We start from the raw sequence: 14,745 nt of genomic DNA on the forward strand, positions 1-14,745 counted from the left end.
AGCGAGGAGAGGCCCGTGAGCGCACACGCCTGGCGCCGGGCGCTGGTCACCGGCGGAGCAGGATTCGTGGGATCCCATCTGTGCGCGCGACTGGTCGCCGACGGCACCGACGTCGTGTGCCTCGACAACCTGGCCACCGGCTCCCGCGCCAACGTGGCCGAACTGGAGCAGCGCCGCGGCTTCCGCTTCGTCCGCGCCGACGCCACCGACCCCGCCGCGCTGCGCGACCTGCCCGGCCGGTTCGACCTGGTGCTGCACTTCGCCTGCCCGGCCTCGCCCGCCGACTACCTGCGGCTGCCCCTGGAAACCCTCGACGTCGGCAGCACCGGCACCCGCAACGCCCTGGAGCGGGCCAGGGCCGACGGCGCGCGTCTCCTGCTCGCCTCCACCTCCGAGGTCTACGGCGACCCGCTGGAGCACCCGCAGCACGAGGGCTACTGGGGCAACGTCAACCCGATCGGCCCGCGCAGCGTCTACGACGAGTCCAAGCGCTTCGCCGAGGCCCTGCTCACCGCCCACCGCCAGGTCCACGGCACGGACGCCGCCATCGTCCGGATCTTCAACACCTACGGCCCAAGGATGCGCACCGGCGACGGCCGTGCCGTCCCCGCCTTCGTGTCGCAGGCCCTGGACGGCGCCCCGCTCACGGTCGCGGGCGACGGCGGGCAGACCCGCTCGCTGTGCTACGTCGACGACACGGTGGACGGCGTCCTCGCGCTGGCCGCGTCCGGCGCCGACGGCCCCGTGAACATCGGCGGCGCCGAGGAGATCACCATGCTGGAGCTCGCCCGCCGGATCATCGAGCTCACCGGCTCCTCCTCCCGGATCCGGTTCGTCGAGCGCCCCGCCGACGACCCCGCCCGGCGCCGGCCCGACACCCGGCTGGCCCGGGAGCTGCTGGGCTGGCAGCAGAGGATCGGCTGGAGCGAGGGGCTGGAGCGCACGATCGGCTGGTTCACGCACGCCGTGGCGGCCTGAGCGGCCCTGAAGCAGGCCCCGACAGTGACAGTGCGGTGACCCTGAGTGATACCCGAATCATGAAAAGTCGGTGCATTTCGCGGTAAGTCGTCTTCAAGTGTTTGAGGCAGCTGAGCCGAGTCACTCGCGAGCTTTGGAATCACATCCGCCGCTTGGGACGGAGTACACCCCATGCGCATCCTTGGTATCAACGCCCTGTTCCACGACCCGGCCGCCGCCCTCGTCGTCGACGGCCACACGGTCGCGGCAGCCGAGGAGGAGCGCTTCAGCCGCCGCAAGCACGGCAAGCGCCCCCTGCCGTTCTCCGCGTGGGAGCTGCCCGAGCTCTCCGCCCGCTGGTGTCTGGAACAGGCGGGCACACGCCCGGAAGAACTCGACGCGGTGACCTACTCCTTCGACCCGAAGCTGGCCCGGCCCGCCCGCGACCTGGGCCTGGACGACCCCTGGGACCCGCTGCGTCTGGAGTACGCCCGGCGCGCCCCCGAATTCCTGGCCGAGGCCCTGCCCGGCCTCGACGCCGACCGGGTGGTCTTCGTCCCGCACCACGTCGCGCACGCCGCCTCCGCCGGGCCCGCCTCCCCGCACCCCGACAGCGCCGTCCTCGTCCTCGACGGCCGCGGTGAGGCCGCCTCCCACCTGGCCGGCCGCTACCACGAGGGCAAACTCGACATCCTCGCCACCCAGGCGCTGCCCCACTCCCTGGGCCTGCTCTACGAAGAGCTCACCGAACACCTCGGCTTCCTGCGCAGCAGCGACGAGTACAAGGTGATGGCCCTCGCCTCCTACGGCAAACCGCGCTTCCTGCCCCAGCTGCGGCAGCACGTCCACGCCACCGGCGACGGCGGTTTCCGCGCCCACGGCGTCGACTGGGCCGCCCTGACCCCGCCCCGCGCCAAGGGCGAGGACTGGACCCAGGACCACGCCGACCTCGCCGCCAGCGCCCAGGCCGTCCTCGAGGAAGTCCTCCTCGAACTGGTCCACTGGCTGCACGGCGAGGCCGGCGGCCAGGCGCTCACCCTCGCCGGAGGCGTCGCCCTCAACTGCGTCGCCAACTCCAAGATCGCCGCCCGTGGGCCGTACCGGCACCTGTGGGTGCAGCCCGCCGCCTCAGACGCCGGAACCGCCCTGGGCGGAGCCCTCCACGTGGCCGCACAGGACGCACCCCCGCAGCCCATGCCGGGCGCCGACCTCGGCCGCGGCTGGAGCGACGAGGAACTGCGCGCCCGGCTCGACGAGGCCGCCGTACCGTACGAGCGGCCCGCCGACGTCGCCGAGGCCGTCGCCGAGGAACTGGCCCGGGACGGGGTCGTCGCCTGGTTCCAGGGACGCAGCGAGTACGGGCCGCGTGCCCTCGGACACCGCTCCCTGCTCGCCCACCCGGGACGGGCCGAGAACCTGGAACGGCTCAACCACGTCAAGGGCCGCGAGGAGTTCCGGCCCGTCGCCCCGATGGTGCTGGCCGAGCGCGCCCACGAACTGTTCAGCGGGCCGCTGCCCAGCCCCTACATGCTCTTCGTCCACGACGTCGCACGGGCATGGCAGGACCGCATCCCGGCCGTCGTGCACGTCGACGGCACCGCCCGCATCCAGACCGTCGAGGAGCGGCGGGAACCGCTGGTGGCTCGGATGCTGCACGCCTTCGAACGGCGCACCGGGCTGCCCGTGGTCGTCAACACCAGCCTCAACACCGCCGGCCGGCCCATGGTCGACGACCCGCGCGACGCACTGGAGTGCTTCGGTTCCGCGCCCGTCGACCTGCTCGCCATCGGGCCGTACGTCGTGCGCCGGGGGAGGGCGTTCGCATGACACCGACGACCTCCGTCGGCACGGCGTACGCGGTGGTGATCCCCACCCTCGTGCGCGACACCCTCGCCGACTGCCTCGCCGCGCTCGCCGCCGCGACCGGCCCGAAACCGCACGAGATCGTCCTCGTCGACGACCGGTCCGACCCCGATCCCGGGCGGTGGGAACACCCGCTCAGCGTGCTGGGCGACCTGCGCGAGCGCACCACCGTCGTCCCGAGCGGCGGGCGCGGGCCCGCCGCCGCCCGCAACACCGGACTGCGCGTCATCGCCTCGCCCTGGGTCGCCTTCCTCGACGACGACGTCCAGGTCGGCCCGCACTGGTGCGAGCAACTGGTGCAGGACCTGGCCGACACGACCCCGCGGACCGCGGGCGTGCAGGGCGTGATCGCCGTACCGCTGCCCGGCGAGCGCCGGCCCACCGACTGGGAACGCGGCACCGCCGGACTCGCGCAGGCCCGCTGGATCACCGCCGACATGGCCTACCGCACCGACGCCCTGAAGCAGGTCGGCGGCTTCGACGAGCGCTTCCCGCGCGCCTTTCGCGAGGACGCCGACCTCGCCCTGCGCGTCCTCGACGCGGGCTGGCGCATCCGGCAGGGCCGCCGCACCACCCGCCACCCCGTGCGCCCCGCCGACCGCTGGGTGTCCCTGCGCGCCCAGCGCGGCAACGCCGACGACGCCCTGATGCGACACCTGCACGGCCCCGACTGGTGGGAGAAGGCCATCGCCCCGCGGGGCCGGCTGCGCAGGCACGCCACGATCACCGCGGCCGGCGCCGCCGCGTGCCTCCTCGCGGTCACCGGACACCGCCGGGCCGCCACGGCCGCCGCACTGGGCTGGGCCGCCGGCACCGGCGAGTTCGCGTGGGCGCGCATCGCCCCCGGACCGCGCACCCGGTACGAGGTGACCACCATGCTCGCCACCAGCGTGCTCATCCCGCCCGCGGCCACCTGGCACCGGCTGCGCGGGCTGTGGCGGCACCGCGACGCACCCGCCTGGCAGGAGGTGGCCGCATGAGCCGCGTACAGGCCGTGCTGTTCGACCGCGACGGCACCCTCGTCCACGACGTTCCCTACAACGGCGACCCGGACCGCGTCCGCCCCGTCGACGGCGCCCGCGAGGCGCTCGGCCTGCTGCGCCGGCACGGCATCCGCACCGGCGTCGTCACCAACCAGTCGGGCATCGCGCGCGGACTGCTCACCGACGCCGACGTCCGGCGCGTCAACCACCGCGTCGACGAGCTCCTCGGCCCCTTCGACGTGTGGGGCGTCTGCCCGCACGGCCCCGACGACGGCTGCCACTGCCGCAAACCCGAACCGGGCCTCGTCCTCTGGGCGGCCGGACGCATCTGCACCGCACCCTCGGACTGCGTCGTCGTCGGCGACATCGGCGCCGACGTCGAGGCCGCACGCCGGGCGGGCGCCCACGGCATCCTCGTCCCCACGCCCGAGACCCGGCCGCAGGAGACGGCGCGGGCCGGCCATGTCGCCCCCGACATCCTGACCGCCGCACGGGCCGTGCTGAACGGCCCGCCGACCGGCCGCGTCCTGGCCGACGAACGGCCCATCGAGGCCGCCTACGACACGGGCGGAAGGGGATCCGTGGAGGCTCGCCGCCCGCACGACGACGGGGGCGGAACTGCGGCCGGCGATGCTCCCCGTCTGCCGCACGACACGGGCGGGAGGCCGTCCCTCCACGCTCCCCGCACGCCCGACGACATCAGCGGGAGGCCGTGGTGAAGGCTCTCGTCACCCGTCTCGACAGCTTCGGCGACGTCCTGCTCGCCGGACCCGCCGTCCGTGCCGTCGCCGCCCGGGCCGACACCGTCACCCTGCTGTGCGGGCCGCGCGGCGCGCCGGCCGCCCGGCTGCTGCCGGGCGTGGACGACATCCTCGTCTGGGACGCGCCCTGGGTGGGCCTCGATCCCCCGCCCGTCGGCCGCGGCGAGGTCGAGCAGCTCATCGACACGATCGACGCCGACACGGCCCTGATCCTGACCTCCTTCCACCAGTCCCCGCTGCCCACCGCCCTGCTCCTGCGCCTGGCCGGGGTGGCACACATCGCCGCGGACAGCGAGGACTACCCCGGCTCCCTGCTCGACGTACGCCACCACCGCGCCCCGCACGCCCACGAGGCGGAGGCGATGCTCGACCTCGCCGAAGCCGCGGGATTCCCCGCGCCCGACGACGGACGGCTGCGGGTGCTGCCCCCGCCCCGCACCACCGGGCTGACCGGCCCGGAGCCGTACCTCGTCCTGCATCCCGGCGCCAGCGTCCCGGCCCGCGCCTGGAGTCCCGACCGCAGTGCGGAGGCGGTCCGTGAACTGGCCGAGGCCGGACACCGGGTCGTGGTGACCGGCGGCCCGGACGAGCGCGGCCTGACCGCTCACGTCGCCGGCGAGCACGGGCTCGACCTCGGCGGCCGTACCGGCGCCGCGGAACTGGCCGGGGTCCTGTCCGGCGCCGACGCCGTCGTCACCGGCAACACCGCGCCCGCCCACCTCGCCGCCGCCGTCGGCACCCCCGTCGTCTCGCTGTTCGCTCCGGTCGTGCCCGCCGAGCGGTGGCGGCCGTACGGCGTCCCCTACGTGCTGCTCGGCGACCAGCACGCGCCCTGCGCGGACAGCAGGGCCCGGGAGTGTCCCGTTCCCGGGCATCCGTGCCTGGACACCGTGACCGCCCACGACGTGGTCGCCGCCGTGGAGAAACTCGTCGCGCAGACGGTGGAGGTGGAGGCGGTGAGACAGCCATGAGGATCCTGCTCTGGCACGTGCACGGCTCCTGGACCACGGCCTTCGTCCAGGGACCGCACACCTACCTCGTTCCCGTCACCCCCGACCGCGGACCAGACGGCCTCGGCCGCGCCCGCACCTTCGACTGGCCCGACTCCGTCGTCGAGGTGCCACCGGAGCGGCTGCGGGACGCCGACGTCGACGCCGTCGTGCTGCAACGCCCGCACGAACTCGCCCTCGTCGACCAGTGGCTGGGCCGCCGCCCGCCCCTGGTGTACCTGGAGCACAACGCCCCGCACGGGGACGTGCCCGACACGCGCCACCCGGCCGCCGGTATCCCCGGCGTCGCCCTGGTCCACGTCACCCACTTCAACCGGCTGATGTGGGACGCGGGTGCCACCCCGGCCACCGTCATCGAGCACGGCATCGTCGACCCCGGACACCGGTGGACCGGCGAACTGGACCGCGCGGCCGTCGTCGTCAACGAACCGGTGCGGCGCGGCCGTACCATCGGAACCGACCTGCTGCCCGCCTTCGCAGACGCCGCTCCGCTGGACGTCTTCGGCATGCGTACCGAAGGGCTCGCCGGCCACCTCGGCCTGCCGCCCGACCGTTGCCGGTCCCACGAACTCGTGCAGGCCGACCTGCACGCGGCGATGGCGCGGCGACGCGTCTACGTCCACCCCGTCCGCTGGACCTCCCTCGGACTGTCGCTGCTGGAGGCGATGCACCTGGGCATGCCCGTTGTCGCTCTGGCCACCACGGAGGTCGCTGCGGCCGTGCCCGACGGCGCCGGAGTGGTGTCCAACCGGATCGACGTACTGACCGATGCCGTACGGGACTTCCTGGCCGACCCCCTGCACGCCCGCCTGATCGGCGAAGGCGCGCGGGCGGCGGCGCTCGCCCGCTACGGGCTGTCCCGCTTCCTGGACGACTGGGAGCGGCTGCTGAAGGAGGTGACCCGATGAGGATCGCCATGGTGTCCGAGCACGCGAGCCCGCTCGCCGCGCTCGGCGGTGTCGACGCCGGGGGCCAGAACGTGTACGTGGCCCGCCTCAGCGAGGAGCTGGCGCGTCGCGGCCACGACGTCACGGTCTACACCCGCCGCGACAGCACCGACCTGCCCGACCGGGTTCCGCTGCCCGGCGGCGCCGTCGTCGAGCACGTTCCGGCCGGACCGCCCGAGGCCGTCCCCAAGGACGAGCTGTTCCCCCACATGGCCGCGTTCGGTGCCTACCTGGCCCGCGCCTGGGCCCGGGAGCGGCCCGACGTGGTGCACGCCCACTTCTGGATGTCCGGCATGGCCGCCCAGATCGGCGCGGCCGCCCACGGCGCCCCGGTCGTGCAGACCTTCCACGCCCTGGGCACCGTCAAGCGGCGCCACCAGGGCAGGCGCGACACCAGCCCGTACGAACGCATCGGCATCGAGCGGCAGATCGGCCGCACCTGCGAACGCGTCCTGGCCACCTGCACCGACGAGGTGGACGAACTGGTGGACCTCGGCGTGCCGACCCGACAGGCGTCCGTCGTGCCCTGCGGGGTGGATGTCCAGCACTTCCACCCCGGCGTGGACCCCGCCACCGCCCCCGCCCGGCAGCAGCGGCACCGACTGCTCGCCTGCGGCAGGCTGGTCCGCCGCAAGGGCTACGACCAGGCGATCCTCGCACTGGCAAAGGCCCCCGACACCGAACTCCTCATCGCGGGCGGCCCCGCACCCGGCCTGCTGGACGCCGACCCCGAGGCGGAACGACTGAGCCGGCTCGCGCAGCACACCGGCGTCGCCGACCGGGTGCGGCTGCTCGGCGCGGTCGACCCGGCCGACATGCCCGCCCTGATGCGCAGCGCCGACCTCGTCCTGTGCACCCCGGTGTACGAGCCGTTCGGCATCGTGCCGCTGGAAGCGATGGCGTGCGGTGTCCCCGTCGTCGCCACCGACGTCGGCGGCCACCGGGACAGCGTGGACGACGGCGGCACCGGCCGGCTGGTGCCGCCCGGCGACCCCGAGGCGATCGCCGCCGCCGTACGCGACCTGCTCGCCGAGGACGGCACCCGCCGCCGCCACGGCCGCGCCGGCCGCGCCCGCGTCCTCGCCCACTACACCTGGCAGCGGGTCGCCGACGGTGTCGAACAGGTCTACCGCCAGGTGGCGGTCGGACAGGCACAGCCGAGGGAGGTGGCCTGATGACCCTGCACCCGCCCACCGTCGCCCACTGCGACGAACTCCAGGACGCCCTGGGCGCGTTCCGCGCCTCGGCCCACACCATCGACCGCTGGGGCGAGCGCCTGGCCGTCGTCCTCACCGGGGGCGGCAGGCTGCTGGCCGCGGGCAACGGCGGCAGCGCCGCCCAGGCCCAGCACCTCACCGCCGAACTCGTCGGCCGCTACCGCGACGACCGGCCGGCGTTCTCCGCGATCGCCCTGCACGCCGACACCTCCAGCACGACCGCCATCGCCAACGACTACGGAGTCGACCAGGTGTTCGCCCGCCAGGTCCGCGCCCACGGCCGCCCGGGCGACGTCCTGATGCTGCTGTCCACCAGCGGCGCCAGCGCCAACCTGCTGTCCGCCGCGGACGCGGCACGCTCGGCGGGCCTGCACGTGTGGGCGCTCACCGGCCCGGCCCCCAACCCCCTCATGGCGGGCAGCGACGAATCCCTGTGCGTGACGGCCGCGTCCGCCGCGACGGTCCAGGAACTCCACCTCGTCGCGGTGCACATGGTGTGCGCGGCCTTCGACGCGGCGGTGGAACGGGGGACGGCATGACGGGCGGCCACGGCATGACGGGCGGCGCGCGCGGTGGCGGGCGCCGCCGGGCCCCGCTGCTGGTGGTCGGCGACGCGCTGCTCGACCGGGACGTCACCGGTCACGCCGAGCGGCTCGCGCCCGACGCGCCCGTGCCGGTCGTCGCCGACTGCGGGCAGCGCGTGCGGCCGGGCGGCGCCGCCCTCGCCGCCTACCTCGCCGCCCGCGACGGCCACGACGTCACCCTCGTCACCGGGCTGGGCGACGACCCCGCCGGCCGGGAGCTGCGGCGACTGCTCGAACCGTGGCTGACGCTGATCCCGCTCCCACTGACCGGCCCGCTGTCCGAGAAGACCCGCGTCCTCGCCCAGGGCCGCCCCGTCGTCCGCCTGGACCGGGGCGACGGCCGGGTGACGGAGGCCACCGACCAGGCGCGTCGGGCGATCCGGAGGGCACCGTCCGTGCTGGTCTCGGACTACGGCCGCGGCGCCGCCGACGCCCTGCGTGACGTCCTCGCCGAGCGCCCTCCCCTGCTGTGGGATCCGCACCCGCGCGGAGGCCCGCCCGTCCCCGGCACCCGGCTCGTCTCGCCGTCGGAGAAGGAGGCGTACGCGCTGTCCGGGGAGAGCGGCACACCGGACAGCGACCTGCGTGTCGCCGCCCGCGGCGCCGCCGCGCTCGTCCGGGACTGGCACGTCGCCGCCGTCGCGGTGACCCTCGGCGCGCGCGGCGCTCTCCTGTCGTACGGGGAGCACCCGCTGCTCGTCCCCGCGCCCACCACGCACGCCGGCGACCCGTGCGGTGCGGGAGACCGGTTCGCGGCCACGGCGGCCGGGCTGTTCGCGAACGGCGCGCTGGTCGGCGAGGCGGTGGAGGGCGCGGTGGCCGCCGCGAGCGACTTCGTCGGCGCCGGCGGTGCGGCAGCGCTGGCGTGCGAGGAGACCAAGTCGCCGGCCGTGGAAGGCGATCCGGACGACCCGTTCGCCCTGGCCGCCCGCGTGCGCGCCGGGCACGGCACCGTCGTCGCCGCGGGCGGCTGCTTCGACCTCCTGCACGCCGGCCACGTCGGACTGCTCCAGGCCGCCCGGCGGCTCGGCGACTGTCTGGTCGTCTGCGTCAACTCGGACGCCTCGGTGCGGCGGCGCAAGGGCGAGGGCCGCCCGGTCAACCCGCTCGCCGACCGCGTCCGCGTCCTGAGCGCGCTGGCCTGCGTGGACACGGTCGCCGTCTTCGACGAGGACACCCCCGAACGCCTCCTCGCCGAACTCCGCCCGCACGTCTGGGTCAAGGGCGGCGACTACGCCGGCGCCGAACTCCCCGAGGCCACGCTGCTGGAGGAGTGGGGCGGCCAGGCGGTCCTGCTGCCCTACCTCGACGGCCGCTCCTCGACGACCCTGATGGCCCGCGCGGCGGGCGTGGCCCGATGACGCCCGCCGTGCCGGTCGCGGGGCCATCGGACACCACGCGCCGCCCGGCGGGGCAGGGGCCCTCGGGCCTTGTGCCCGCGAGGTCGGTTCCGACGGCGGCCGGTGGTCGGTCCTCACCCCCGCCCCGCACGCCGGGCACTGCCACTCGACCCTGCCGTCGCCCTGGAACGGAGGTGCCCCGTGACCACTCCGCGCCCCCGTCTGCTGGTCCTGCGTGCCCTCGGCCTCGGTGACCTCCTCGCCGGTGTGCCCGCGCTCCGCGCGCTGCGGCGCGGCTTCCCGGGGCACGAACTCGTGCTGGCCGCGCCCGCCGAGCTCGGACCGGTCGCGGCGGCCACCGGTGCCGTCGACCGGCTGCTGCCCGCGTCGGCACCCGGCCGGGCCGTCCCGCACCGCATCGACTGGACCGGCCCGCCCCCCGACCTCGCGGTCGACCTGCACGGCAACGGCCCGCCCAGCCACCGCCTACTGACGGAGCTGCGCCCGCTGAAGCTGATGGCCTTCGCGCACCCCGGGACGCCCGAGGTCGACGGCCCGCGCTGGCTCCCGGAGGAACACGAACGGGCCCGCTGGTGCCGGCTCGTGCGCTCGTACGGCGTCGACGCCGACCCCACCGACCTGCTCCTTCCACGTCCGCCCGGGCCGTCCCCGGCCCCGGGCGCCGTCGTCCTGCACCCCGGCGCCGGCGCACCCTCCCGCTGCTGGCCGACGGAGCGCTACGCGGCGGTCGCCGAGGCGCTGCGCGGGCACGGGCAGCGGGTCGTGGTCACCGGGGGAGCGGACGAGGCCGACCTGGTGGCCGACCTGGCCAAGCGCGCCGACCTGCCCGACACGGACGTCTTCGGCGGCGGCCTGCCCTTCGACCGGCTCTCCGCGCTGGTCGCCGACGCCCGCGCCGTCGTCAGCGGCGACACCGGCATCGCCCACCTCGCGGTCGCCCACGCCACCCGCTCCGTCACCCTCTTCGGCCCGGTCCCGCCGAGCCGGTGGGGACCGCCCGCCCGCCCCCGCCACCGCGCCCTGTGGCACCCCGGCCCGGAGGGCGATCCGCACGCCGGCACACCCGACCCCGCCCTGCTGCGCCTCCACCCCGAGGACGTCCTGGCCGCCCTGCACGAGCTGTGTGGCACCCCTTCACCATGACCCCGGCCCCGTCGGCATCGTCATCGCGACCCGCAAACTTCGCGTCCCTCGCCGAGACCCTCAGCCGGCTCGACGCCCTCGGCTTCCTGAGGTCCGGTGATGGACCGTCAGGTCCTGTGCGTACGTCAGTCACCAGCCGTCCGCCGCGAGGTAGGCGGCTGCGGCGGACGACGGAGGCGCAGGCGACCCCTGGGTCTTGCGCGAGGGCGGGGTGTTGCCGACGGTGGTCGAGTCACGGCTGCGCGCACTGGAGCACGTCCAACGGAACTCGACCGCCCGCCGCTACACGGGCTGAACCGGCCTCAGTCCTCGGTCCACCGGCACAACAGGCGGAACGCCGAGAACAGCGTGAAGGGCCAGACGGCGGCGAAGGCCCAGATCACGCCCGGTTCGGAGGTGCGGATGCCGGTCACCATGAGCCCGATCGACACCGCGAGCAGGAGCGCGGCGATCCAGACGGGCGGCCGCCAGGAAGCCGACCGGGACAGGGCGGAGGGCCGACGCGGCCGCAGGGTGCGCATCCGGCGGTCGAGGCGGCGGTCGCGGCGCAGCACGCGTTCCATCTCTTCGAGGATGCGCTGCTCGTGGTCCGGGAGTCGGCTTGTGGTCACGGTCGCTCCTCGCGGGGCCGGAGAGTTCCTCTGCGAGTGCCCGCCCGCCGCCCGGACTAACCGGTGGTACGCAGCCTGCCCGCGTGTGAGGACCACCCTCGGCCGGTTACCGCACCCCCGGGCCGAAGAGCGACCCGGGGGTGCGAGCGGCGTGGGTCACTGGCCGTAGAACGTGGCGTCCGCCCGGTCCGTGGCCGTACTCGGAGTCTGCACGTACAGCAGGTACGTGTAGTGGCGGAGGTAGCGCCCGGCGGAGGCGTACGACTCGTAGGAGACGCCCGCCGAGTCCGACAGGCCCGCCCGCCTGTGGAAGGTGGCGGCGGAGGCGAACCCGGCCGTCCCGTCGTTCTTCTCCAGCCGGACCTCGAAGCTCGCGTTGCTCCGCAGGTAGTAGCCGGGGAAGTTGGCCGACTCCAGCGACACGGTGCCGCTGCCGGCCAGACCGGTGACCACGCGGAACTGCGAGTCCGCGAGCGGGCTGACGTTGGCGTCGATCCGGGCCCGGTAGTCGAAGTGGCGGATGAAGCGGTCCGCGAAGTTGTACGACGAGAAGCGCTGCGGGGTGACGCCGTCGGCCACCGGGATGCCGAAGTCGGGCGTGCCGTCGGCCTTCCAGTACAGCTTCTGGACGCGGGTGCGGCGGTTCGGGTCGTTCAGCGGGTCGCCGCTGATGTCCTTGTAGTTGCGGTCGTGATAGACGAGGACATCGCTCTTGCCGTCCTCGGAGACGGTGAAGGAGTTGTGGCCCGGGCCGTACTGGCCGGTGGCCGCGTTGCTGGTGAAAACGGGCGTCGGGCTCTTCGTCCAGGACGCCGGGTTGAGCAGGTCGGCGCTCGCGGAGGCGGACAGCAGGCCGAGGCAGTAGTTGCTGTCGGTGGCGCTGGCGGAGTACGACATGAACACCTTGCCGCCGTGCTGGATCACCGCCGGACCCTCGTTGACCTTGAAACCGACCGTCTCCCAGGCATAGGTGGGGCGGGTCAACAGGACCGGGGTACCGGTGATGGTCCAGGGGCTGGACATCTTCGCGAGGTAGACGTCGGTGTTGTTGTCGACCGACGGGTCGCGCTGCGCCCAGGACAGATAGCGCACCCCGTTCACCACGAAGGTCGTGGCGTCCAGCGAGAAGCTCTCCCACTGGGTCCTGATCTGGCCCTTCTCCGCCCAGGTGGCGGTCAGCGGGTTGGCGCCCGTGCCCTCCAGGACGTACATCCGGATCGCCCACTTGTCACTGGTGGAGCCGGCGGCGAAGTACACGTACCACTTGCCGTCGATGAAGTGGATCTCCGGTGCCCAGATGTTGGCGCCCATCACGCCGCTGGCGTGCTTGGTCCAGATCGTCGTCTCGGGCGCGGTCTGCAGGCCCTGGATGGTGGTCGCCCGGCGCAGCACGATGCGGTCGTACGCGGGCACGGTGGCGGTGAAGTAGTAGTAGCCGTCGGTGTGCTTGAAGATGTGCGGGTCGGCGCGCTGTTCGGCGATCGGGTTGGTGTAGGTGACTGCGGGAGAGTCGGGCACGGCGGCCTGGGCGGCGGGGCCCGGGCCGACCAGGCAGGCCGCGAGGGCGACCAGCCCGGCCAGGAGCAGGCGTACGGCGTTGCGTCTCAAGAGGTTTCTCCAGATCACGGGGTGTGGGGCGGGGAGGGAGGTCAGACCGTGGGGACGAGGCGCCACTGCTGGCAGTTGTTGTTCAGCCACGTCCACAGCCGTACGTCGGCCCCGTTGACGGTGCCGCAGTTCGCGACGTCGGCGACCTTGCCGCTGTTCTCGTTCACGATCCGCACGTAGTCACCGGTGGCCGTGTAGACCAGACGGAACTTCTGGCAGTTGTTGTTCAGCCAGGACCACTGCTTGATGTCCGTGCCGTCGGCCGTCGCGCAGCTCGTGGTGTCCATGACCTTGCCGGTCGCGACGTTGACCAGCCGGCTGGTGTCGTTGCCGAGGTCCTCGACGCGCCACTTCTGGTTGGCGCCGCCGTTGCAGCTCCACTGGAAGATGTTGGCCCCGTCCGCGGTGTTGCCGCCCTCGACGTCCAGGCACTTGCCGCTGTTGCGGTTCACCAGGGTGTACGCGGTCGGGGTCGCCGCGGTCTCGCCCGCAGGACCGGGCAGTGTCGTGCCGAGCGCCACCGGGGTGCCGAAGTTCGGCGTGCCGTCCGCGTTCCAGGTGAACTTCTGCGCCCGCGTCGTACGGCCGTTGCCGCAGCCGCCGTTCGCGGCGTTGTTGGCGTGGTAGACGATCCAGTTCTCGGTGCCGTCCGGCGAGGTGAAGAAGCCGTTGTGGCCGGGTCCGTAGACGCCGTTCGCGTCACTGCGCTGGAAGACCGGCGTCTGCTTCTTCGCCCAGGAGGAGGCCAGCAGGGGGTCGCTGCCGGTGAGCTCCAGCTGGCCCAGCTTGTAGTCGGCGGTCTGGCAGTGGGAGGCGGAGAAGGTGAGGAAGGTCCGGCCGTCGTGGTAGAGCGGCTCGGGTCCCTCGTTGACCGGGCCGCCCTGCGTCTCCCAGCTCAGGGTGGGGCTGGAGATGATGGAGAAGGGGCCGCTGAGCGTGTACGGGTTGCTCATCGGGGCGATGACCAGGCTCTGCGTACTGCCGTTGATCTTGCCACTGCCCAGGAGGTAGAGCTTGTCGTCGTGCTTGAGCACACTGGCGTCGATCAGCCAGCCCTGAGCACCGGCCGGGCCAGGTGTGAGGCTGGCGTCGGTGAGGATGTTCTTGTACGTGTACGGGCCCATGGGGTCGGTGCCCGCGCTCTCCAGGACGTGGGTGCGCTGGGAGTCGCAGCAGGCGACACCGCTCTGCGCCGCGGAGTAGTACAGGTACCAGTGGCCGTCGAAGAAGTGCAGCTCGGGTGCCCAGATGTTGGTGTTGCGGGTGGGGGTGGTGTCGCTGAAGACCTGGACGCTGGCGGCCGTGGAGAGTCCGGCCAGGGTCGGCGACTTCCGCATGGTCAGCACACCGGTGAAGGACGTGGTGACCAGGTAGTAGTTGCCGTTGTAGTACTCGAGCCAGGGGTCGGCGCCCTTCTGCGACTTCACCGGGTTGGTGTACGGGCGGCCCTCGGCGGCGACGGCCGGGGTCGTCGCCGACACCATGGCGATCAGTACGGCGGTGAGCACGCACAGGATCAGGGATCTGTGGCGTCTGGCGGGGGGCTGCTCTGACATCTTCGGCATGCGGGACCGTCCCTGTACGAAATTTCGAACGTGGTTCGTGAATTCGGTCAGAAGATAAGCGGGGGGCCTACCTGCGTCAACGGTTTGGTCACGTGCGCTTTACATGTGCGACGCTCAGCGCGTTCGCGACGACGG

General features: G+C 73.8%; 13 protein-coding genes. 10 read left to right on the plus strand and 3 right to left on the minus strand.

What is annotated here, in order from left to right; all coding sequences use genetic code 11:
* Positions 1-15 precede the first annotated feature (15 nt).
* From KUM49_RS16010 to KUM49_RS16055, 10 genes are all read left to right on the plus strand, one after another.
* Positions 16-978, plus strand: coding sequence for an NAD-dependent epimerase/dehydratase family protein (locus KUM49_RS16010; protein WP_308406638.1), 963 nt, complete (start codon positions 16-18; stop codon positions 976-978).
* A 171-nt stretch (positions 979-1,149) separates the two neighbouring features.
* Positions 1,150-2,784, plus strand: a complete 1,635-nt coding sequence (locus KUM49_RS16015) for a carbamoyltransferase C-terminal domain-containing protein (RefSeq protein WP_217237519.1) — start codon at positions 1,150-1,152, stop codon at positions 2,782-2,784.
* The gene (locus KUM49_RS16020; protein WP_217237520.1) at positions 2,781-3,800 is read left to right on the plus strand and encodes a glycosyltransferase family 2 protein; all 1,020 of its coding nucleotides are present in this window, start codon (positions 2,781-2,783) and stop codon (positions 3,798-3,800) included. Before KUM49_RS16015 ends, KUM49_RS16020 begins: the two co-directional genes overlap by 4 nt.
* A complete protein-coding gene (locus tag KUM49_RS16025) occupies positions 3,797-4,522 on the plus strand; it encodes an HAD-IIIA family hydrolase (protein WP_217237521.1) in 726 nt (241 codons plus the stop codon). The genes KUM49_RS16020 and KUM49_RS16025 overlap by 4 nt, the downstream gene beginning before the upstream one ends.
* Complete coding sequence (locus KUM49_RS16030; protein ID WP_217237522.1) at positions 4,519-5,535, plus strand: glycosyltransferase family 9 protein; 1,017 nt, start codon at positions 4,519-4,521, stop codon at positions 5,533-5,535. The genes KUM49_RS16025 and KUM49_RS16030 overlap by 4 nt, the downstream gene beginning before the upstream one ends.
* Positions 5,532-6,482 carry a glycosyltransferase gene (locus KUM49_RS16035; RefSeq protein WP_217237523.1) on the plus strand — a complete coding sequence of 317 codons (951 nt, stop codon included), beginning with the start codon at positions 5,532-5,534 and terminating at the stop codon, positions 6,480-6,482. Before KUM49_RS16030 ends, KUM49_RS16035 begins: the two co-directional genes overlap by 4 nt.
* Positions 6,479-7,696: a glycosyltransferase gene (locus KUM49_RS16040; protein WP_217237524.1), complete on the plus strand. Its 1,218-nt coding sequence runs from the start codon at positions 6,479-6,481 to the stop codon at positions 7,694-7,696. Before KUM49_RS16035 ends, KUM49_RS16040 begins: the two co-directional genes overlap by 4 nt.
* Positions 7,696-8,277 carry an SIS domain-containing protein gene (locus KUM49_RS16045; RefSeq protein ID WP_217237525.1) on the plus strand — a complete coding sequence of 194 codons (582 nt, stop codon included), beginning with the start codon at positions 7,696-7,698 and terminating at the stop codon, positions 8,275-8,277. Before KUM49_RS16040 ends, KUM49_RS16045 begins: the two co-directional genes overlap by 1 nt.
* Positions 8,274-9,683, plus strand: a complete 1,410-nt coding sequence (rfaE2, locus tag KUM49_RS16050; RefSeq protein ID WP_254401334.1) for a D-glycero-beta-D-manno-heptose 1-phosphate adenylyltransferase — start codon at positions 8,274-8,276, stop codon at positions 9,681-9,683. Before KUM49_RS16045 ends, rfaE2 begins: the two co-directional genes overlap by 4 nt.
* Before the next feature lie 180 nt (positions 9,684-9,863).
* Positions 9,864-10,826, plus strand: coding sequence for a glycosyltransferase family 9 protein (locus tag KUM49_RS16055; protein ID WP_308406639.1), 963 nt, complete (start codon positions 9,864-9,866; stop codon positions 10,824-10,826).
* A 302-nt stretch (positions 10,827-11,128) separates the two neighbouring features.
* On the opposite strand, the gene KUM49_RS16060 is transcribed toward KUM49_RS16055, so the two are convergent.
* The 3 genes from KUM49_RS16060 to KUM49_RS16070 all read right to left on the minus strand — a co-directional run bounded on the left by KUM49_RS16060 (position 11,129) and on the right by KUM49_RS16070 (position 14,610).
* Entirely contained in the window at positions 11,129-11,437 is a 309-nt protein-coding gene (locus KUM49_RS16060; protein WP_217237526.1) for a DUF3040 domain-containing protein, read from the minus strand.
* A 156-nt stretch (positions 11,438-11,593) separates the two neighbouring features.
* Complete coding sequence (locus KUM49_RS16065) at positions 11,594-13,045, minus strand: family 43 glycosylhydrolase (protein ID WP_217237527.1); 1,452 nt, start codon at positions 13,043-13,045, stop codon at positions 11,594-11,596.
* A gap of 41 nt (positions 13,046-13,086) precedes the next feature.
* Complete coding sequence (locus KUM49_RS16070) at positions 13,087-14,610, minus strand: family 43 glycosylhydrolase (protein ID WP_374200159.1); 1,524 nt, start codon at positions 14,608-14,610, stop codon at positions 13,087-13,089.
* Positions 14,611-14,745: the final 135 nt, after the last annotated feature.

This window comes from Streptomyces sp. AC555_RSS877 (assembly GCF_019049245.1).
Taxonomy (GTDB): domain Bacteria; phylum Actinomycetota; class Actinomycetes; order Streptomycetales; family Streptomycetaceae; genus Streptomyces.